This window comes from Bradyrhizobium sp. CCBAU 25360, assembly GCF_028128695.1.
In the GTDB taxonomy this organism is placed as follows: Bacteria; Pseudomonadota; Alphaproteobacteria; order Rhizobiales; family Xanthobacteraceae; genus Bradyrhizobium; species Bradyrhizobium ottawaense.
Window position 1 is genome coordinate 901,533 of record NZ_LBJA01000001.1, and the last position, 21,243, is coordinate 922,775.

Genomic DNA, 21,243 nt, shown 5'->3' on the forward strand with positions numbered 1-21,243 from the left:
TCCCGTCAGAAGTGCAGCAGGGTGAACAAAAATACGCATGATCCTACACTTCGTTGAGTCAGCGGCACCTCGACGCAGTCGACAGAGCCTATCTCTGCGGGATAGCCGCAGCGCATGGGCAACACATTTTTCGCGCCAAATCAGAACCTCCACGTCACCTTCGCATTCCCGGCCCTGCAAACCGTCAGACAATTGCAAACAAGTCCGGACATGAGGCCGACCTTCGTCAGCACCAGTAATCTTGGCCCAGATGCTGAACTCACCACCCGAGTTCGGCGCCGGATGTAGTGCTTACCGATTGCTGTTGCGGAATGCCCTGGAACATACCTCCGAGCCGCGCAGCAGCGGTTTTGCAGCTTGTCCGGGCAGCGGCGGTGATACGTCAGAGTGTTTTGCGGTGACGTTCGCATGTTCAACTTGCCAAGTGGCGGAGTCGGCAAATCGGACATCTTCGAGTGTCACGTCAAGTGCATGCTCCTCGTCTACGCCGCGGATCAGCAACACACCGGTGTCGCCATGCACATGACGGAGAACGATTCGCCGATAGACCGGAATTCTCGTGCCTTGTGCGCGCGGATCATATTTTGCATCGAAAGCTAGCGGCCACCGGTTGCCCCTCAGGCACACGTACTCATAAGTCACGCTCTCGACCAGACCGCCTCGGCTAACATCGCTCTTGATGCGCAGGCCGGACGTCGTACCATCCAGCGTCAGATTATGCACCAATATGTCTCTGGCCCCGGAATTCACCTCACTGCCGATCGACATGCCATGCCCCCAGCCGAAATAGTTATCAATGATCGAGATATGGCTGCTTGAGCCATTGTCGCCGGCCTTGATTGCGACGTTGTCGTCACCCGTACGGATCAAGCTGCGGGTAATGGTCACATCCTGACTCGCGGCAACATCGATGCCATCGGTGTTGCGCGCATCCGCCGTTGAATCGATTATGAGGCCCCAAAACGTGGCACCTTGGACCCGGTTCATCGCGACATGAAAGTTGGGAGCGTTGCGCAAGGTGACACCAGAGAAAGTGATGTCCTGCGCATGATCGATCTGGATCAAGCGCGGGGCGTTCTGGTTGCCGCCCTGGGCTTGAGCGCGGCGCGCTAGCTGCCACCAGGTTTCCGCGCCGCCGCCAATTATTGCGCCCCCCTGACCATCGATGATGCCTTCTCCGTAGATGCCACCGCCGCTCGTTTTGGAAAAGCTGATGAATGGCCGGCATCCGCCGCCCTTTTCCGCAATACGACCACATTGTCCGAGGCCCTTGTCGTAAGCAGCAGGTTCGGGGATGGCGATCAGCGTCGCCCCGCGTCCGACCCATAACGTCACACCCGATTTCATCTCGAGTGGGCCCGACCGGAACTCGCCACGCCCTAAGTACACAGCGGCCCCGGAAGGACATTGGTCGATGGCATTTTGCAACGTGGTCGTATCTTGCTTGCCAGACGGCACGAGGCGTTCGCACACCGTATGAGGTGCAACAGGCTCGGTGATAGTCCGGCGGTCTTGCGCTTTCGCGCCGGGGACGACAACGATGCAGGTCAGTATGAACAATAGGGCCAAGTTGCGAAAAAGCTTTGTCATCGACCTCCTCGTGCTTTGTCAGGCATCCACGCCCCATCGGTATGGAGCCGCTGGCTAGATCTTGCCGCCGCGCGCGTCACTGGCGCGCGCAAGATGATACTTATAAGACGCAGCAGAGGCCCGGACCGTGTACCTGCGCAGCAGCACTTTGCAGATGCGCAAAAAACACGAAGCGTCATGCGATGGTTCAAAATCCGACAGCTTCGTCAATGGTCGGCCTTCTCGCGCCAATCAAGCGGGTCGCCGGATTCGGCTTTTTTTCATCTACAAAGTCGTCGGCGCCCAGTGCTTGCTCTTGATAACGATTTCGATAAGCGGCGCATCAGCCTCGCTGGGAGCAATTCGTGTACGCCCAGTACCCGCCGAAGCCGCGGCACTCACCCGCGCCTGACCTCGACTGCTGCTGCTGAAGCTCCGCGCTGTTCTTGAAGCGTCTGGAAAGCCACACCTGCGTGCTTGTTCTCCTTGAACACCGTGTTGACGAGCTGGTTTAGTGTACTCTCATCACTGGCCTGGAGCGACTGGCTGCCCTCACCGGGGAAATCCGCCCTCTTAAAGCATCTGAAGATACTTCTCAGCCGTAGATGGTGAGAGTTTCCGACGAGTAATTGGACCGCTCACCATCTCGTGAATGTAATCATGATTCGCGCGCGAGACATTCGACGGCGGATTGCGACCGCAGCATCGAGGCAAGGCCTGCCACGCGCGCTGTATTCAGTTGCAGCTCAAAGGCATCTTCTTTCGCCAGTCTCGGCTGCTGATCGTTTAGTCAGGCGTGCTGTACCGATGGTGGAGGGGCAGCACTAGATAGGTCGAAATTGTGCGAGTGCACGCCCGCCTCCCGTCCAGGATCGATGGGTTTATCCGTATTCGGAGAAGCTTTCGAAAAGCTGACGAGGTTACGGCCGGGAAGACGGATAAAACGACCGAACTGGCCCTGAGTAAGGGGGACAGCTCTTGACGTTCAATCCTGACATGTGCGTGAGCAGCCCTCCAGACAGGAGGCTTTAGTCAACACCGCGGGGAGACGTCCCGCATGTGGTGTTACTCCGCGCCCCATCCGCCGGCCCAACGCACCGCGACCACCAAACCGCTCGGCATAACGGCAGGCCTCCAGTTCGCCCGCCCGGTCCGTAAAAATGACGCCTCGCAAGCCGGTCGGTACTCTCGCCGTTAACTTGGGTTACGGCAGCTTTCAATGGTCTCATGATCGCCTGGAAAACGCCACGGCAGCTTCCTGGTGAGCAGGATCATCGATGCTTCGCGGTTCGCGCGGTAGCGTCACGTATTGAATTGTTTGGCGCAGAATTGTGGTGGCGTTCATCGATCCGCAATGAGATTGCTCGACGCTCAAGCCTCAGCTCCAAATCCGCCAATCCTGCCTTACATTCGGCGACGACCGATTGGGCACGAAGCAGCTTGACCTTGAGCTCGTCCATCTGCCTGACTATTTTCTCAGGATCCCAATCGTCCTGCAACAGCTCATTGACCATGTGTGGCCACCGATGCAAGGCCGGCGCTTAGCTCCAAGAACCCAGGCTTGGCATCTCGCCGATACGGGCGCTTGAGCCACGGGTTAAAGGTGGCACAAACGATCGTCCAGAAGCGTAACGTCTTAACCCCGGTGTGCACCATCTTGTTGAGGACCGCCATTATCGCGAGCCCGTTGTAGGACCGTCGGATTCTGGCTGGCAAAGCAAACGGCAATCCGAAGGTAGCAGAGTTCGCGATGCTGGCACGCGTTTTGAAAAGTGCATCAAGAGACCTCTGCCATGGATGAAGTGGGCACGTTTCATTTGAATACCTGGATCGGGTGCTGAAGGAATATCATGACCAAATTGGTGCCGTCACACATTCAAGCAACCGACATGCCAATGCCCTCGAGCATTTTCATAGACAGAATCATGTAGTTTTTCTCGCGCCATCTGGCTGCCGGCAGCTCTATTTGTCGCGACTGAAACAACCGTTGTTTTGAGCAAGACGGTGAAAGCCGCAACCACGAGTCTGTAGCAGCGCTCGCTACGGGAACCGATGTTGGCCAGAATGCTCCCACCATTTTCGCGAGGACGTTGTGGCGTGAGCCGCAGTGGCGGGCGTTAACGCCAGACTGACGGTGCTGTGCGGCTGATCGGCAATCTATCCGCAATGCAGAAGGGCGTTGGAGGCTTATCGCAATCTGATGCCACGGCTGTTCACGATACTGATCTCACGCTTAAATTCTGAAACCGCGTTTGGCCCCAGCCTGGTCGAAGATCAGTTCGTGGCCCGCTTGCATCCTACGTCGCGATGCTACGCACCTGCGCCGCTCGGAACGAACTGTCTCACCTTCAATCGGCATGGGCATCTTGGCGGGCGTGGGAGATTGAACCGTCGAGCCTAGAGTGAGTCAAGCACCCGCGTGCGAATACGCCAAGCTCAGGCCGATCGGGAGCCCGGACAATGTTCGAATGTCAGCGGGGTTTTCGGTTTCGCTCTTCTCGCTTGCTTGCCCGATGAGAGACTCAAGGCCTCCGAAATCTCCCGCAATTGATACTCGCGAGCACGGTGGAGCTGCTCATGCGGGAGCGAGACCGCCACCCGAAGATCCACGTCTCGCGAACAAGTCGAGTAGGCCAACCGTCCGTCAAAGAACAGATGGCGATTTTTGGTCCCCGAGCCTGAGCGCGGTGTGAGCGTCCCCTCGCGCTGGCTCAATCTGGCCCCGCCGGGCGATGATCAGGCAGAACCGCAGTATAAGATCACAAAAGGGTAATGGGGTTCACGCCTGCCGAGCAGCAGATCAACATGAAGCGTCGGACTGCGAAGAAAACGCACGCTAAGAAGCGCGCGGCGAAATGAAGGCCACCACTTTCGGAACGTAGCTGAAGCTTCCGTGCGGCTATTGGAGTAGGATCAGCGCATACCAGTCCAACCACACATACTATCAGCGTGATGTCGAAGATGAGATCGCATACCTGCGTTGGCAGATGCAGCAATTCGATAAGCTAAGCCGCTATGAGCCCAGGGTGCCGCCCATCTTGACTGACCGCGTCAACGCGGGACATCGGTTCTTCACTGACGACGAGCTGAGGGAGGCAATTGTAACCGACAGCGAACCCCGTAGCGGGATCCATAATCCTTTATCCGCGGCTTAGCTCGGATGGATACAAACGAGCGGGAGAGTTGGTCGGATCAGCGGCCGAGGAAAACCGAAGAGAGAGCAACCGCACGATGACCACTGGGGCGAGACCGATCGTGGCTGCCCGCCGTTCTTCCATGGGACGATCAGCAAGCGAGAATAACGCATGCGTTCGCGGTCCATTGGGAAATGGCCTACTTAAGCCGGGAGTGTCGCGGCTTTCTGACGAGCTGTATGATTTTAGAAGTTAACCGGAGTCAGCCAGATGGCACCTGGCCAGATCACGCGCATCACAAAGCGTCGCGAAGACAGCTATCGGAGCATTCAAGTCAGCGGCGCGCCGCTTCCACTGAATAGACGCTATCTAGCGCACGTATTGAGCTATGGTGACTGCCTTGTTTTCCACAAAGGAAGCGCCGGTGAGATCATGGCCTTCAAGATGGGCGTTTTGGTGCTGTCACACCAACCGCTGACCTGCCCTACTCTCCCAATTAACTGAACCTTAAGCTTGCAGAGTGATCCGCTCAAAACGCGCGACCCTGCGAGCGGGCCGCGAGTTAGGCCACGCACCCGTATAGCTTTCGAGCAGTCAGCACCCGTTCCGGCGGCTCTTGCACACAATCAACACCCACAACAGCACGACCGCTTGGGGGGCCTTCAGGCCAATCCGGACCACACAGAAATTCAACGAGAAGGAGCGGCATGGTAACAACGCTTTCTCCATCGGCTCATTCACCAAGATACTCAGCCACGCCGGGCTCCAAGCGCCCACAGGCAAGCGACCGTGATTGCGGTGAAAACGAGTAGAGCGCCAATTGCTAGCACAAATTCCATTGTCGGCTTCCTTCTATTGCGCGGACCACCCACCAGACGTTGTATGTGAAGGAATTCCTCCGCCAATCGACTATCTGGACACCATTGTCTGTCACTCTCACGGAGAAGGAGGTTGAGGTGCAATAATCAAGACCGCTATAGACTCCTGGGCACTTGGGCCTCAGTAGCCAATGCGACTCCGCACCGAAGTGATATATACTCGGTAGCGAACCGGCGATGTGGCATTCACTTTCGAAGTCGTAGCCGTTTGTTATGCTCCCAGTTACGCGGACTCTGATTCTGTTGTACTTGCGGCCTTCATGTTCGTATACGCTGAGGACGTCGCGCCCGAGCGCATGAGCGAACGCGATAGCCGCTGAAGCCGCTCGAATACGTTGCTCCATGTTGCCTCGCGAGCAGTAACGGGGCGGACCCGAAATGGTCTTGAAACATGTCAGGCCCGCCCCAGCATCACAGCCCCTGCAAGACCGGTGACGCTCACTGCACCCAAGCAAGCACCGTGCCTTTCTTCCAAAAGGCTGCTGTACCTCGCTTGGCTGTGTATACTTGTGCAGTGTGTCCTTTTGGTCTGTCTCCATGCCCATCAGGACGCAAAATGTTTGCAACCCGACATTCGCATATCAACGTTGAAGTCAAGCGCAGGTAAGTTCGCAATCGCACAGGAAGGCGATCGCATCGCTCCGGAAGTAGCGCTGATGCTTGCAGTCTACAACCCTGCCGATCCCAAGCAGCGATGGGAATTGCTATTCTGAGTATCGCCGACACTAAGCTGTGCATCGAGAACAAAAGCCGCGTCATGAAAGATGGCAATCCTACTTGGCTCTACCAGTTCAAAGGGTCAGTTGCTCAGCAGTGGAATTTTGTACCCCTAATGGACCCTAGGGTTGCAGAGTGACTGCCTCAAGAGGGGCGACGATTCGCGGCGCGCATAAACCGAATTCCGCTGATTACCTGCAAGGTAGCGTATGGTACGATCATGCTGCAGGCGCAGATCCGTGTCGTAACGCAAAGCACCAGAATGAGTTCATGGGCGCCTTAGCCCCCATCATTCTCGATGTCTCTCCGCCCTCCTTGGCGCTTGCGTTATCGATTGGCTTCTCCAAATCAAGCAGCATGTTCTTGACCCAGGTCATTGACGTTTCATTTTCCGCAACGGGAGTACCAAGAGCGGCAAAGCCGCGGCGGCGTACTTCAGCAACTTTCAAGTCAGGATAGTGACCCAGCCGAATTTTGGTGCGGTTGTTTGACAACCACCCAGGTCTTTCGGCTCTTGCGGACACGCAAGGCAAAGGCCAGCTTCTTCCGGTCCATATACAGACCGGGCTTCAGTGACTGAACGGTGAGATCTGTCGAGTCCAAGAATTGGCACGATCTGGCACGCCTCTCACGTGGATTGAGGCTGACAACTATGCCGAAGTATATCTGGGTCGAATTCGCGTAAACCACGGCATGAAATGGTGTTTACGGGCACTCTGTGGAATGGTGGAGTGGCTTCACAAAAGATTGGTAAGCTGGCGGGCAGTTGTCCTGAACAATTGCGTTTAGGATTACGGCAGCCCGTGACCGGCAAGACCGAATGCGGCAACTGGCGCATCGTCTTTTTTTGTAGCCAGCGGCAAAGCCCGTCAGCTTCTCGCAAAGTCTCCGGTGTAGCGGTACTGTCCTTGACAGAAGGAGCAGAGCGTGGACAATCCTCCGCGTCGAGCCCGACGGCTTTGATGGAGGTCCAGGACGAGTTCGTGCCTCAGGCGGCGCATGCCAGGCAATAAGTTCCGGACCATCTTCAGCAGGCAGTTCAGGCAAAGCAGAACGCGCCAGACCCTGCGCCAGAGCACGGTGCGGCGCTATGCTGACGCGCCTTTCTAGGGCTCGGCTCTCGTGATGAAACAATCACCGCACTCGAACCACAATCACTACCAGCCCGCACCGAGAAGTGTTTGTCACGGGACTGACGGCTCTGCGCCGACAGCGCTTCACCGGTGTCGCAATCCAAAATGCCTGGACGGCGCACGCCTCGGCTATGTCGCTTCAGCTGAGAAGGGGAGTGGTCACGTCAGCAAGACCTCACCATTAGCTGACAACTATCCTCATCAACCCGAGACAGAGACCCCGCTCTCGTCCAAGACGTCATTCGGCTTTCGGATCAGCCAACCCGGAGATCTTCAGCTGAGATCTTGCCCGTACGCCCGGCCTTGGGCTGATAACTTACGCGGGCCCCCTCTTCGAGAGTGGTGTAACCGGCCTTTTCCACGGCACTGACGTGCACGAAGACATCGGGGCCTCCATCCTCGGGCCTGATGAATCCATAACCCTTGGTCGGATTGAACCACTTCACAATACCCATTGCCACGTCGGCACCTCCATAGTGAACCGTTGTGATCTAGCGAAGAGTCTTCCGGCCATCAAGAGCAGCGGCAAAAAACAGCGCGGTATGGATGCGAAGGTCTCGTCTCATTTTTCTGTCGGATCGCCTAGCTGTCGTCCAATATGCAAACGATAGAGAAAGCCCCTGACGCGACCGCACTTCGCTTCCATTCCTGTGGATCCGGATGACGATTTGACCTTTCGCTTCGGTTGCCGCGGCGAACGGTTCACAAGACGAGTTGCACGCATCGAACACGCCCCAATAATCAAAAAACACGACGTCTGCATTGATGGTCCGCGAAGTATCGGTCACTAAGCCAGCAACGTTTCGTGAGAATCACCCGAACTTGGTTAAGCGCGCAGAGTCATAGTTCGTGCAACGTCTACCAGCAACGTGTTTTGGAATGCGTCTGCCGACCATCATTGCCGACTTAAGGTCCGGCCCGGCCGTCCGAGCTGCGTTTGGGTCATCACAGTTTCAGCACGCCAGCCGCTATGATCCACCACACTTTAGCTTGCGACACGTTTACGCCGCTAGGCTGGCAAACGGAGGACCGACATTGGGCCCCCCTGACCGTCCAGTTTCAAGAGTGTGATGCGCGTGCGCCGTTAGCTTGATTACCTTGTCCGCGTTGCGCCTCACTGTAACAATCAGCGATGACATGGAAGCACGCACTGTTCATAGTATCAGCACCTCTATCATCGCTGTCTGCTTGTATTTCGCCACAGCGCCACCGAAACCGCGGCTTAAAGAAGACCCAAACGCCGCGCCTTGACGACGCACTGCGTCCGGCTGGTGGTTTCCAACTTTCGCATCGCATTCTTGACATGAAAGTTGACGGTGTTCTCGCTCACGTTCAGGATGACTCCGATCTCCCAGGATGACTTCCCCTGCTCGATCCATCGCAAGCACTGTTTTTCTCGTTCCGACAGCACAACCTCTTGCACATCCGCCAATGATTTTCTCCTGGGTTCGAGAGAACAGGAATGGCATCAGCAAATGCCATACCACTCGGTGGCGCCGGCAAAGTATCGGCGAATCAGGACAAGTTCTTCGGCGATTGCCGTTCCATTCGCACGAGGCTGCCATCCTGCTGTAGCCCTATCAACGGGCTTTTGACATTGTCGTCAATCCGACGGCGGCATTACGACAACCGTGACTGTCGATATTTGCGTGTAATTCTATGTGAGCTCTAAATCTATGTGAGCCGGATATCACCCTTTCCCTAAGCACTCCTCCCCCGAAGGAGTGTGGGAATTCTCTCTCGGGACGTAGCACGGGCTCGCGAACCCGGGTCATTCATTTTGCATCCGAAGCCCTTCTTTCCGGCCTTAGGCGCTAGGCCAATCAACCCATAGCGAAAGCTCTGCGTTCGGCGCCAACCCTATGGCGATCATGGAAGCCTTTGCGGTCCCAATAAACTACCAATACTGGTCATTGAGCGGCATCACGCCGAAAAAATATGAGTAGCGACGTTGTTGGCAATCTAGGTCGGCTTACAGGATTTAGACATGCAGCATCAAGCACGAGCCGTTCGGTCCACCGCAGGTCAATAACCCGCGCGGCTCTCGCCTGTCGTAATGCTTAGTGTCCAGGTCTGCTCGAATGATGAGCTCTCGTTTTGATCGAAGCCCATGATGGCCTTTCTGCCACAATTGCGCAGCGCTCAGGATTTAAGGGGCTCTGGGCGTCTGGTCTGTCGATTACCAGCTCGCGGAGCTATCGTGATGCCAATGAAGCTTCTTGGAGCCAGTGCAGTCGCCGAGACTCTTGTTCTCGTGGCCAGGATCGCGGCGCTGATTGCCGGGCACGGATTGAAGCTATGCTCCATTCGATTGTGGCCTTGTGGTGCCTGCCATCCCGCGGTAGGGCATCCAGGCGTCGCACCAGGTCGCCGGCCCTGCCGACGAGTCCCTGCCCGCCTCGCTCGGCGTACTTAATGGTGTTGCGGACCCGGGTTTCGAGCTGACTGCGGAAGGCCTCGATCCTGTCGAACATCTCCCCGATCTGATCGAAGATGCTTTCGATGGCCAGCAGGTCGTCGGCAGCGGCCATTCGACCGTCCTCGATGTCGGCTGCCATGCTGGAAGCTGTGTACTCCTCGGCGAAGACCTGCATGGTTTCCAGGGTGTAGGAGATCCTCCGCGCGAGATCGACGATGGCGTCGCGGAAGCGGTACGGATGATTAACGGTGAGAACGGATTCGAAGTCCTTCAGCAGGAGTTATTCCACGAACTCCTCGAAAAAGGCTTCCAGCCGGGTAGCGACTGTTTTCGGCTCCATGACGGTCCGTCGGACGCGCTTCAGGTCGGCCAGAATGGCCCGCAGGCTCTTAGACTAGTGAACTGGGCGGCCTGATTGCGCGCCTCGCGGACAGCGAGCGCGGCTTCGCGCTGCTTGCGGTCGGTGATCTCAGGCCTCAGTTTTTCGACGGCCTCCGTTGAGGCGGATTTGCACGATCAAGCCGCCGAGTCGCTGCGAGAGATCCTTATTGAGGCTCGCGAGCCGCTCCGGAAAACGGGACCTTTCTCAAAACAGAAGCGAGCCAACCGCGAATACTATTACTACAAGATCTACACGCCCTCGGTGGCGAGGGATCGAAGAAGACACCCTCAAATATGTCGGTCCGACCGACGATCCCGAGATTGCCAAACGCGCGGAAGCTTTCCAGCGCGCCAAGATTGGCTATCGCGCGCGACGCGAGCTGGCAGCAAAGTTGAGGCGGGCCGGTTACCCTGCCTTCCCCACATGGAAAGTCTCGTCGTCAACGAACTCGCGCGCGCGGGACTTTTCCCGCTTCGCGCCACGCTCGTCGGTACGATGGCCTATCAGACATACAGCGGCGTAGAGCGCGCCGTGCATCGGCGGCCTGGTGAGCTCGCCGCCAGAGCGACCATGCGAGAACACGGTCGATTGAGATGCGCCGTTGAGCGAGCTTGATAGCGATGCGACGGGTTTCCTGGATCGAGCAGCGACGCCGCGCACGATCGAAGATGCCCGGATCGAGGCAGTAATCGTCCGCACCCTTGAGACGAAACTGCCCAAGGCCACTCACTGGAGCTCGCGCAGCATGGCGAGGGCCAGTGGACTGTCGGTCTCGACAGTACAGCGGATATGGCGCACCTTCGGCCTGCAGCCACATCGGTTGGAGACCTACAAGCTTTCAAACGATCCTAACTTCGTCGCCAAGGTTCGCGACGTCGTCGGCCTCTACGTGGTCCCGCCCGAGCGAGCCATCTGCTGTGTGTCGACGAAAAGCCACAGATCTTGGCGCCAGATCGGAGCCAACCCTCGTTCCGCATGCGTCCTGGTCAGGTGGAACGCCGCAGTCACGACTACAAGCGCCATGGCACGACATCGCTATTTGCGGCTCTAGCAACCGGCCGGGTCATCGGCAAGTGTTACGGGCACCACGGGCCACGGAATTCCGCAAGTTTCTGATGAGATCGAAGTCCCGTGCCGGATGATCTGGACGCCATCTCGTCAAGGACAATTAGGCAACCCATAAGACGCCGCTGATCCGTAACTGGCTGGCCAAAAGACCGCGCTGGCACGTCCATCTGACGCCAACCAGCTCATCCTGGCTCAATCAGGTCGAACGTTTCGTTGCCCTCATCACCGAGCGCAAAATCAGGCGCGGCATCTACCGCAGCGTGGCGGAGGTACGTACTGAGATCACGTCCTTCATCGAACAGCACAACGCCGACCCGAGCCCATTCCGATGGACCAAATCAGCTGACGACATTCTCAGCTCCATCGAACGCTTCTGCGCTCACAATCAGCCAAGACGCCATGAACTTCTGGTTTAGGACACTAGATTATGCGCCGATGTCCCGCGTACGGATTTTCGCCCGAAACGTCCGCGCGCCCATTGCTGCGCCGATCGCGTGCAATTTCCAGAGGAAAAATGAACCCCCAATGCAAGGCTGTCGAGTGACGGTGTGCTGCGTCCAGCGCGCTCGCGAAAATTTCGCGCTTCAGGCTGCGGTCATGTACTGCACGTGATGATCCCGCAGCTGAGGCGGTTATACCGGCATCGCTGTCTTCAGCAGCACAGCAGCTGCGATGGAAGTGGACCCGAGGCGACATGGGCTTGTGCATCGGGAAAAACGCTCTTGGTCAGCTACTCGTCAGCGAAGCGGTTTAGCCAGGAAGGCTGCGCATTCTCGACTCTTCTATCGGAGATAAATATGACGGGCATCGGCCGAGCTGGCAAATCGTACGTTGGAGCTGCAGGAGCCGACAGCACTGGGGTATCGAGCAGTTCGAGTCTGGAGTTCGGCCTCGTCCCTGGGGAACGCAGTCAATCTTTCGAGGCCGTCGTGGAGCGGATGCGCTCCGGGCCTCAAGATAGAACCGCGCCGCTCGTGAACCGGCAACCAACTTCGGATGTGGCGGCTCCAACAAGAGATGAGGTTAAGGCAGCAAAGCGAACGTTGGGCAGCCTGCTTGAGGACTTTAACACTTGTCGTAGGGCAGCCACGGGCGGCCGGACCTTGTCCGAGAGGCAAGAGCTGATCGATCAAGTCGTCAAGGCAGGCTCAGCAGTTCTGGACTACTACGCTGCTCTGCCCCCAGGTTTGGCGGGGCGCATTCTGCCCGACGATCGGGCTCGCCAGCTCCGCGATGAGACGCTGGGCGCGGCCGACGAAGGTAACGCCGTGGCTGCTACGATTTTCGATGACCTGGAGAAGAGCAGACACAAAGCGGCAGCCCTGCTCGGCAGGATCATCCGCACCGCTTCGCCTGACCAGCTGAACCGCGTGCTTTCAGGCGTGGAGCCCTACTATGAGCACTGCATGGAGTGGTGGAGAAAGAGGGCATTGCGCTCGGAGCGGATGCAGTCCGTCTGCGCGGCTACTGCCGACCTACCAAGCAGCACGCCCGAGTTGCGGAAGTCCGAAGAGGCGGCGCTACGACTGCATACCGGCTATGCACTCAATACGAAGTACAAGTATCTGGAATCGCAGATCACTCTCGCGCAGCTCTCCCTAGCGAGCAGGTTGGGACCAGCCGTCAGAGACGCCCTTATCGATGGAGACGGGCGGGTGCGTCTGCTCGGGACCTTCATCGAGGATGTTGTTCCGGCATTCGCCTCGACGGCCGAGGCGGTGATGAACCGCAACGGAGCGCCGCTTGACGCTGAGCACCGTGACGTTCTGGAAGGAGTCATGGAGCGGCTTTCGGAATTTGCGTCAGGAGTGAGCGGCATGGTTGCCAGCCTGACGGACGCCGGAGCGGGAGCCGATCTTCCGCTAGAATTGCTGGATCAGATAGTGGAAGGCGCGTGGCTTACAGCGGACGAAGTCATGCGGCTGCTGGCACTTCAGCCAAAGACACCAGCCACGATTGAACCGTCGGCTTGGGCTGTGCTGCCGGAACATACTGCCGGGGTGGGCGAAGGCACTGCAGCGCGCAGGAAGGGCAACGGCAGGCGCGCAGCAGCCGCAGGCGAGGGGAGTTCGACAGCTGGAGGCGCTGAGCCGCAGCTCGCCGGGTCCGACGCTGGCACGGGCTCAACACGCAAGGTTATCGTACTCTCGGATCTGGGTACAAAGAAACTCACGAGCGCGGAGGAGGCCCGCGCGCGGGCGTCATCGTCGGCGAGCGGAAACCTGCTGATGTGGCAGGCTCCGCCCTCCAGAGAAGCGCTGACGGGAATGCTCAAGCGATTGGACGAACTTTTGAAGTTCGATCTGCCCGCTCAGCAAAGCGCCGTCTCGCAAGCGCGTCAGATGAAACCCGAGGACGCCGACCACGTCCTAAATATCGTCGTCGAGCGCCTCCACAGACAGGCCGCCGAGATCGAAGCCTGTGTAGCCGCGGTGGAGGAGCCTCGTCGAAGTGGCTTGCTCACGCCCGCGCAAGTGCCCGAAGTACACGACAAGATAGTCCGGCTCAAGACGATGTATTCCGAGGTGCAGGGACAGGCAAACTCATTGAAGAGGCAAAGAGCCGCGATCATGATCGATTGCATGAAGAGCTATGGCTTTCCCTCGCAGAAATACCTTGAAGGGTTGCGGGCGGCCGGGGAGTTGGAGCCTCCGGATCCTCCGCGCGCGTTGAGCGGTGATCCGGGGACGCTGTTCGAGATTAAGCTGCGGCCCAAGGCACTGCGCAACGGTGCGGCGGCGAATCCGATGTGGGTGCACATCCATACGAAGCGGCCGGTACATGCGTGGCAGTTGGCGACGGCGGCTGACGCCGAATTCGCCGCTTGCCACGTGAAATCCAATGAACAGCGCGGCTACAATCGGCACTGGCAGAGCGCGCGAGCCGCGATGGGGCACGAAAACGTCGTGATCCACCGCGGCAAGCTCACGCCTGCATTCTGTAGGTCCTTGTTGAACAACGCAGTTGGCATCCTGTCCGACGTCAGATAATTCGAGACTGATCAGGCTTTTCGCGAAGAGAGGCTCTGGGCTCATCTAAGTTAGCATTACAGTTGCATTCTTCGTCTGAGGTGAGCGCGGCGAGCGTCGGCCTGGTGAGCTCGCCGCCAGAGCGACCATGCGAGAACACGGTCGATCGAGATGCGCCGTTGAGCGAGCTTGATAGCGATGCGACGGATATCCTGGATCGACCAGCGGATCAGGAACGATGTTTGGTGCGCCGGCGTCGCGTTTTTTTGTGCGCTGGCTCAGCATTGGCCCGATGACGGATGACGGCTATCATGGCGAAGGCCAGCATGACGAGTGAGACATGGCGATGCCAGCCAGGCCAGGAGCGGCTTTCGTTGTGATCAAGGCCGAGCTCGTTCTTGGCGGTTTCGAAGCTGTCCTCGATGGGCGAGCGATGGCCTTCTACCGACACCAGCTTCTGCATGGAGGTGCCCTCGGGGCACCAACTGGAGAAGAAGGCCAAGCCGCGGATCAGAAGACCCCGCGTCCATTCCCCGGCAAGGTCGTCGTTGTATTCACTGACGTCGAGATCGGCCCAACTCGAGATAGGCCCAGTCGTGCCAGCGCGGACCTTTGGTCCCTCCGCCTGACGGCGGCGCCAGGCGTTCTTGGGAAGGTTCTGCGCGATCGCGGAGGCGGTGCCGGCGACAGGCTGCGGCTTGCCCCAGGAACGGAACACGTGATTGGAAGCAACACTCAGAACATAGCCTTTGCCCGCCTCGCGCAGCAGGGTTTCGATCTCGCCCGTGCCATACACGCTGTCCGCCGCCACGAACGAGAACGGCGCCTTTGCGGCGCACGAGCGATCATTCGACGCGCGATCTTGGGCTTGGTCGCAAAGTCCACATCGCTCGGTACATGCGGTGCCATCAGGCGAGCGGGGGCGTCCGTCCATTCCTCCGGCAGGTAGAGTGTGCGATCGATAAAGGCATGGCCATGCCGCGACACATTGGAGGCGAACACTCCGATCTGGCAATTGGTGATCTTGCCCGCCGAGCCAGTGTACTGGCGTGCGACACCGCACGATGCCTTGTCCTGTTTTAAAAACCCGGTCTTATCGATAACCAGAACCGCGTCCTCATCGGCGAGCGTTTCCAGCGCGTACTCACGCACAATGTCGCGCAGCGCGTCGGCATCCCACTGCCCCCGACCCAGGATCGCCTGCTGGCGCCACGGGCCTGGATCGCCGGCCGCTTCAGCCCGCATCCAACCCGTCTTGCGCGGCTCGTTACTCAACAGTCCGTCGAGAAACCGCCCCGCCGAGACCGCCACCCGCTCCTGCGTAAACAGCGGACGGATGCGTTGCTTGGCATCTCGCAACGAGGAAGCCCACAGCGTCAGCGCATCTTCAACCGACGCGCCGCCAATCATCAGATTCCGAACATGGTCCCACCCAGAACTCACCGAAAATAGCAACTGTAATGCTAGGGCGATAGGGCTGCCGCGCCTTTCGGCGCTGGCTCCGTTTGCTTCAGGCGCTCTAGGTAGCCGCGCGCGCGCGAAATCACCGCCTCCACGACAGTGTCCAGGACGGGATCGCCGCGGGCAGGCATGGCTTCGACCTCGGCCTTCGCCACCATTGCATGGTGTGTCACGGCCTGAGCAATCTCGGAGACGCGGCGGAACGTCTGTGTTGGAGAGAGCTTGCAGTCGATGGCGAAGCGCTCCCAGTGGTTGCGTCCAAGCTGATCAGCCTGCTTCTGCCCGCCGATCTTCGGCGCCATGTTGCGTGTGATCTTCGGATATGGCGCCGCACAGACGATGTCGTAGCCTGGCGCCATGGCGGCGCCGCGCGCCGATAGCATCAGCGAGTAATTTTTGGCGTGGGAATCCGTGTTCCACACCATTGGATTGAAGATGGCAAGGTCGACGAAGCGGGCGGTCTCCTGTGCTGTCATGTGGCGCTGGGTCACGCCGACCATGTCGGCCAATGATGGTCCTTTTAGGCCTCTATCGTTGCTCTGGTACTTGGCAGCTGGCGGTCGGCCCAGGGCTTGGCAGAAGTCCTCCTGATGCAGCCGCCGCCACCTCTTGCCGTCATGACGGCGGTCATAGCGCTCAACCAGCAGGTAGCTACGTTCGCCTGCCGTTCCGGTCGTCACCTTCGGCGTCGGGATTCCGATCATGCGCGCGAGCGTCAGGCAGAATGCCTCGTTCTGGACGGCGCCAGGTAAGTGCTCGCCATCGGGCTTGATGATGTGGGTCGATGGCGCGCCGTCGATCGGTATGTACAGGGTGTCGCCATCCAGAGCGACGGCGAGCTTCGTCTGCACACCGGCAAGCGACATCGACACGCCATTTTCGCCGACGAGGAAGGGCTTGTGGGGTAGCTCATTGAGGATGCGCTCGAGCGCGGCCTTGTCGGGGATCTCTCGCCATTTTCCGGCGATGAGCCCGGTGCCAGGCTGTCCGACGGAGAGCGCGCCGGCGGTGTCGCGGCCCATCTCGGCAAGAAGACCGATGACATCGGCCGGCGACTTGCCGAGCATATGACCTACGATCCCGAGAGTTGCGTTCTCCGGCAGCAGATTTGCCGCCCATGGCAGAATTGCCGAGGCATCGTGGGACGCCCGCGAGAGCGGCATGGTGAGCGACACAGGGAAGGCGCCGGTCAGCCCGCGCCAGGATTCGGCATAGGTGAAGCCTGACGCTTCGTCAGCGCTCGTGATCCAGCCGACCTCTCGCGTCTCAAAGTAAACCGGAAGACGGTCCATCAGGCTCCTCCTCCTCGCTCTCGGGAATGTCCGGTGTCTCGGAAGTGTTCGCGCGGCGGGCTTGGGCGTCCTTGAGAACATCCTCGATGCGCAGCCCGAGCACGTTTGCCACGTGCAGGCTGCGCCCGAGCTGACAGGTGCTTTTTCCGGCCTCGAGGTCGACGATGAAGCGCTTTCCTGTCCCACTCACCATGGCCAGCTCGTCCTGCCGGAGGCCCTGGCGTTTGCGTTCTTCCTGGATGAGGCGACCGAATGCTGCAGCGAACTCGGCGGCTTGGCGCGCGACACCGGTCTCGCCAGGAGCGTCCTTTCCCCATGAGGGGGAAGTACCCTTTGGAGGCGTGTTCATAGCTCCTCTCGTCATAAGTTACCGATCGGGAACTTTATGAGCTGAAACGGGGAATGTCCAGCGAAAAGTTACCGAGCGGGATTTTTTACGCAGTTCCGATATGAAGAGGCAAAAAGGTTACCGAGCGGGAACTTTTAAGACAAAGGCCGGTTGGGCGACCCGGAAAGTTACCGATGGGGAATTCTGCTGCCAATACCAACTCGGTTCTTTGGAAATCGATGACGACGGGAGGGAATCCCCCCTCATCCGTCGAGCGAAACATGGTCCTTGGCGTCCACTCGATGTGGCGACCTCCTCACGTTTGGCGAATGAGTAGCGTCCTAATAGAAGTTTTGACGATCGCGAAATGTGTCGGGGTCATACCGCCCGCTCGTGCAGTTGGCAGACAATATTGTGCAACCCTGCGCAAACGCTTTCTCACCGCGGAAAGACAATCATTCCAGGCCATCAACAATCGCTGTCGATTTGGATCTATGCTGCGTGAGAACGATAGCACTTTACCTGAGTTAAGTGCCGCGCGCTTCGCAGCCGGGGTGGCAGCCGAGGCGACTGCTGCGTCACGCTGTGCGTCGATTGGATCTGCCGTTCCTGCGTCGCCGCGGCCTCTGACGGCGACTGCGCGGAGGAATAAGCAATTGGTCGCATCCGTGACCGCTTGCGTAGCGACTTCACCGTACGAGAAATAATTGGTTGATCAGGGCATGTCACGTAGCTCAATGCAGGCATGGCGCGGATTGACAATCCTCAATCAAGGAAGCCCATCTGGCAACTTACTTCCAGCTCGTCATGTTGTGCTTGGGACGCCAGGAATTTGCGCATCTGACGAGCTTCATCGAGTCCGACCACCCTCATCAGCTCTCTCGCCTTGCGTTCCATGAATTCAGATGAGCAATGTGAGGAGTTGAGATAATCAATGGTCTCTAGATATCGACTTCGATCAGCCCGTCCGCCGAACTTACTCAGAACAAAGCCGCCTCGATGCATAGGTGTATTCAAGGGCGAGTTGACGCGCATCTTCCACGAGATTGGCCGCGGCGCTATGTCCGCCGTCGATGTTCTCGTAATAGAAGTAAGGCTGGCCCAGCGCGGCGAGCTTCGCGGCAGCTTTGCGGCCGTGCGCTGGATGCGTGCGGTCGTCCTTGGTGGAGGTAAGAATTAAGGGAGCGGGATAGGTCTTGCCCGCCACCAGCTTCTGGTATGGCGAGTAGCCTTCGATCCACGCACGCTGCTCGGCAATGGCGGGGTCACCGTACTCGCCGATCCAGGAGGCGCCCGCGCCCAGCTTGGTGTATCGAAGCATGTCGAATAGCGGCACCTCGATGATCGCCGCGTTGAAGAGCTCGGGACGCTGGGTGATCGCGGCGCCAACGAGCAAGCCGCCCTGGCTGCCGCCAATCGCGCCCAGCTTGCGCGGACTAGTGATCTTCCGACGGATCAGGTCATCGGCAACGGCAATGAAATCATCCCATGTCGTCTGCTTCGTTGCCGCCTGGGCCGCTTGATGCCATTGTGGACCAAACTCACCGCCCCCGCGCAGGTTCGCAACGACATAGGCATTGCCCTGTTCGAGCCATAGCCGCCCCATCGGTCCCAGATCAGACGGCAGTTGCGACTCCTGGAAACCGCCATAGCCATGGAGAAGTGTCGGGATCGTGCTTGCGTTTTTGGGCCGCACCAGAAAATAGGGAATTGACGTGCCATCACGCGAAATGGCCTCGAGCTGCTCCACGACATGGTTCGACGCATCGAAGGCAGAGGGTGCCTTCTTCAATTCCTCCAAGCTTTTGCGTTCGGCATCAAAAGACCAAACTGAGGTTGGTCTGAGATAGCTCGAGACGGTGAATATGACCCGGTCGGCTTCATCGTAGGTGGCTGACAGGCTGACATTTGTATCTTCCGGCAGCGGGATCGGTGTCGCGGACCAAGCTCCCTGATCGTACTTGTAGAGGAACGCTTTACTCTGAACGTTCTCAAGGATCGTTAGAATCAAAAAGTTCCTTGTGTGAGTGAACTCGCTCAGTGCCTGCCGGGGCCCCGGCTGAAAGACGAGCGATGGTCTGGCGCGCAACGGATCCTGTTTCCATTCATCGAGGTCATACGAGATCATCGAGCCGGCCGTGAAGCAGATGCCCGCGGACGGTGACCAGTCCTCATCAAGTTTCACAAGCAGGCGGCCGCACGCGAGCGTGGCGATCTCGGCCTTCTTCGGCAGATTGAGCTTGACGGGCCCATCGGGGCGGAAGACCACATACTCGGACTCGACAGAGCTGATTGCGCGGGCGGCGCCGGTCGCATGAATATGACCCTCGCTGTCACGAAGCACGAAGGGGGACGCCCCAACGTCGGTGGGCTCGCCCCGAAAGATCTCACGAGCCTCACTGAGCGGCTGAGCACGTTTGAGCTCCTTCACCACAAAAGCATAGCCCGCTTGCGTCAAAGTCCCCTCGCCCCAGTTCCGTGCAACAAGGAGGGTGTCACCATCGACCCAGCTGACGTCCTGCTTGCCCTCGGGCAGATGAAAGCCGTCCGCGACGAAGGTCTTGGCGGCGCGATCGAACTCTCGTATGGACACGGCATCCTTTCCGCCATCGGAAAGACTAATCAGGCAACGGCGCTCTTCAGGCGGAAGGCAGCTGTGACCTTGAAAGACCCAATTTCTGTTTTCGGTGGCAGCTAAGGCGTCCACGTCGAGAATGGTTTCCCACTTTGGGTGTTGGCTACGATCGCTCTCACGCGTGGTGCGCCGCCAGACGCCGCGCACCTGGTTCTCGTCTCGCCAGAACTGCTCCAAACCGCCCCCTTCGAATGGAACATCTGCGATCCGATCTTTGGCCTGCAGGATGGAGAGCGCCTGTTCGTAGAAGCGCCGATAGCGAGGATCTGACTGAAGCACCCCGAGCGTCTTCTCGTTCTCGCCGCGAGCCCAAGCCAACGCGCCTCGCCCTTCCATCTCCTCGAGCCAAAGGAATGGGTCGTCAGTTACGGCGGCATCCGTTCGCTCCTGTGAAAGCGCCGTGGACGTGGCGCAAGCAATCGAAGGCAACACCGCGGAGAAGAGTGGTGGCGTGTTCATGGACTTTTCTCGATAAGATCGGCGGGCCACGCTGGCCGGCCCTGGCGCGTCAAGCAGACGCGGCGGAAACCATGGGAGCGCATGACATAGCGCGGCCTGCGCTATGTCATGCGCCGCTTACTGCAAGCTGCGTGCCGGCTAAGGAGTCGCAAGTTTCAGCCGTTCGGGGGCTGCACGACCGTGTTCCGTTGCGGCCATTGGTTCCCAAGCGGACATCACAGCGTGTCGGCGGACAGCCTGTGAGACAACGCCAGCATTTTTCGATCTTCAGTGGCAAGACTGGGACGCAGCGATGCTGCTTACCTCCGCATCCGAGGTTCTCCTGTTGGCGTCACCGGGCAGACTTGTCGACGGGCATCATCAGCACAACGATCAGCGCATTGATCAGCAGCCAGATCGACATCATGCTAAGGGTGGTATGCATGGCGATCTCCGACCCGTCGGCTGCAAGCATTGCCGACTTGGAGGAGCTTTTTCCTTGCGCAACACACGAAGTCACGCCGACAACTCGATTCGTTAACAGACTGCCGGGAGAATTGCGCACGCGACGTGAGAGTAAAATGCCCAAGAAACGACCTACGCTGCAACACGTCTTGGGATTGAGCCAACAAACAACATACAAGCACCAGATCAGGTTCTTCTGCGCAACAAAATGGCGAAATCATCAGCAGCAATTCTGCGCACCTGTCGTATCCACCTCGCGGAGAATGCATATGAGCTCTACATTGCGCAACGATTGTAGTCGCGTTGCACACCTCGCCTCCCCGTGGATACTGCAACTTTGCACATCATTGATGGC

15 protein-coding genes and 1 pseudogene are annotated in these 21,243 nt (G+C 58.5%); 5 read left to right on the forward strand and 11 right to left on the reverse strand.

Annotated elements, in window-relative coordinates; translation table 11 throughout:
- Positions 1-291: 291 nt before the first annotated feature.
- The gene (locus tag XH81_RS03880; RefSeq protein WP_271595839.1) at positions 292-1,590 is read right to left on the reverse strand and encodes a glycoside hydrolase family 28 protein; all 1,299 of its coding nucleotides are present in this window, start codon (positions 1,588-1,590) and stop codon (positions 292-294) included.
- 127 nt (positions 1,591-1,717) lie between these two features.
- Between XH81_RS03880 and XH81_RS03885 the strand changes: the two genes are divergently transcribed.
- On the forward strand, positions 1,718-1,981 hold the full coding sequence (locus XH81_RS03885) for a hypothetical protein (protein ID WP_271595840.1): 264 nt from the start codon (positions 1,718-1,720) through the stop codon (positions 1,979-1,981).
- 859 nt (positions 1,982-2,840) lie between these two features.
- On the opposite strand, the gene XH81_RS03890 is transcribed toward XH81_RS03885, so the two are convergent.
- Positions 2,841-3,083: a hypothetical protein gene (locus XH81_RS03890; protein WP_271595841.1), complete on the reverse strand. Its 243-nt coding sequence runs from the start codon at positions 3,081-3,083 to the stop codon at positions 2,841-2,843.
- 3,433 nt (positions 3,084-6,516) lie between these two features.
- The gene (locus XH81_RS03895) at positions 6,517-6,792 is read right to left on the reverse strand and encodes a hypothetical protein (RefSeq protein ID WP_271595842.1); all 276 of its coding nucleotides are present in this window, start codon (positions 6,790-6,792) and stop codon (positions 6,517-6,519) included.
- 237 nt (positions 6,793-7,029) lie between these two features.
- Between XH81_RS03895 and XH81_RS03900 the strand changes: the two genes are divergently transcribed.
- Positions 7,030-7,311, forward strand: coding sequence for a hypothetical protein (locus XH81_RS03900; protein ID WP_271595843.1), 282 nt, complete (start codon positions 7,030-7,032; stop codon positions 7,309-7,311).
- Between the two features lie 374 nt (positions 7,312-7,685).
- Here XH81_RS03900 and XH81_RS03905 read toward each other — a convergent pair whose 3' ends face one another.
- Both XH81_RS03905 and XH81_RS03910 read right to left on the reverse strand, forming a co-directional pair.
- Positions 7,686-7,892: a cold-shock protein gene (locus XH81_RS03905; RefSeq protein WP_036030656.1), complete on the reverse strand. Its 207-nt coding sequence runs from the start codon at positions 7,890-7,892 to the stop codon at positions 7,686-7,688.
- A gap of 761 nt (positions 7,893-8,653) precedes the next feature.
- Positions 8,654-8,854: a response regulator transcription factor gene (locus tag XH81_RS03910; protein WP_271595994.1), complete on the reverse strand. Its 201-nt coding sequence runs from the start codon at positions 8,852-8,854 to the stop codon at positions 8,654-8,656.
- A gap of 674 nt (positions 8,855-9,528) precedes the next feature.
- Here XH81_RS03910 and XH81_RS38565 point away from each other — a divergent pair.
- Positions 9,529-9,603, forward strand: a pseudogene (locus XH81_RS38565) (hypothetical protein); the annotation flags it as partial.
- 23 nt (positions 9,604-9,626) lie between these two features.
- Here the strand turns inward: XH81_RS38565 and XH81_RS03920 are convergent.
- Positions 9,627-10,127: a Wadjet anti-phage system protein JetA family protein gene (locus tag XH81_RS03920; RefSeq protein ID WP_333913143.1), complete on the reverse strand. Its 501-nt coding sequence runs from the start codon at positions 10,125-10,127 to the stop codon at positions 9,627-9,629.
- A gap of 706 nt (positions 10,128-10,833) precedes the next feature.
- Here XH81_RS03920 and XH81_RS03925 point away from each other — a divergent pair.
- Entirely contained in the window at positions 10,834-11,283 is a 450-nt protein-coding gene (locus XH81_RS03925; protein ID WP_271595844.1) for a hypothetical protein, read from the forward strand.
- An 814-nt stretch (positions 11,284-12,097) separates the two neighbouring features.
- Positions 12,098-14,290, forward strand: coding sequence for a hypothetical protein (locus tag XH81_RS03930; protein ID WP_271595845.1), 2,193 nt, complete (start codon positions 12,098-12,100; stop codon positions 14,288-14,290).
- Between the two features lie 208 nt (positions 14,291-14,498).
- Here XH81_RS03930 and XH81_RS03935 read toward each other — a convergent pair whose 3' ends face one another.
- The 5 genes from XH81_RS03935 to XH81_RS03955 all read right to left on the reverse strand — a co-directional run bounded on the left by XH81_RS03935 (position 14,499) and on the right by XH81_RS03955 (position 20,444).
- On the reverse strand, positions 14,499-15,065 hold the full coding sequence (locus XH81_RS03935) for a transposase (protein WP_271595846.1): 567 nt from the start codon (positions 15,063-15,065) through the stop codon (positions 14,499-14,501).
- Positions 15,005-15,679, reverse strand: coding sequence for an IS701 family transposase (locus tag XH81_RS03940; RefSeq protein ID WP_271595847.1), 675 nt, complete (start codon positions 15,677-15,679; stop codon positions 15,005-15,007). Before XH81_RS03940 ends, XH81_RS03935 begins: the two co-directional genes overlap by 61 nt.
- Before the next feature lie 53 nt (positions 15,680-15,732).
- Positions 15,733-17,022 (reverse strand): type II toxin-antitoxin system HipA family toxin, encoded by a 1,290-nt coding sequence (locus XH81_RS03945; protein ID WP_271595848.1) that lies wholly within the window; start codon positions 17,020-17,022, stop codon positions 15,733-15,735.
- Entirely contained in the window at positions 16,997-17,371 is a 375-nt protein-coding gene (locus tag XH81_RS03950; RefSeq protein WP_442868187.1) for a helix-turn-helix domain-containing protein, read from the reverse strand. The genes XH81_RS03945 and XH81_RS03950 overlap by 26 nt, the downstream gene beginning before the upstream one ends.
- Positions 17,372-18,326: 955 nt before the next feature.
- The gene (locus XH81_RS03955; RefSeq protein WP_271595849.1) at positions 18,327-20,444 is read right to left on the reverse strand and encodes a prolyl oligopeptidase family serine peptidase; all 2,118 of its coding nucleotides are present in this window, start codon (positions 20,442-20,444) and stop codon (positions 18,327-18,329) included.
- Positions 20,445-21,243: the final 799 nt, after the last annotated feature.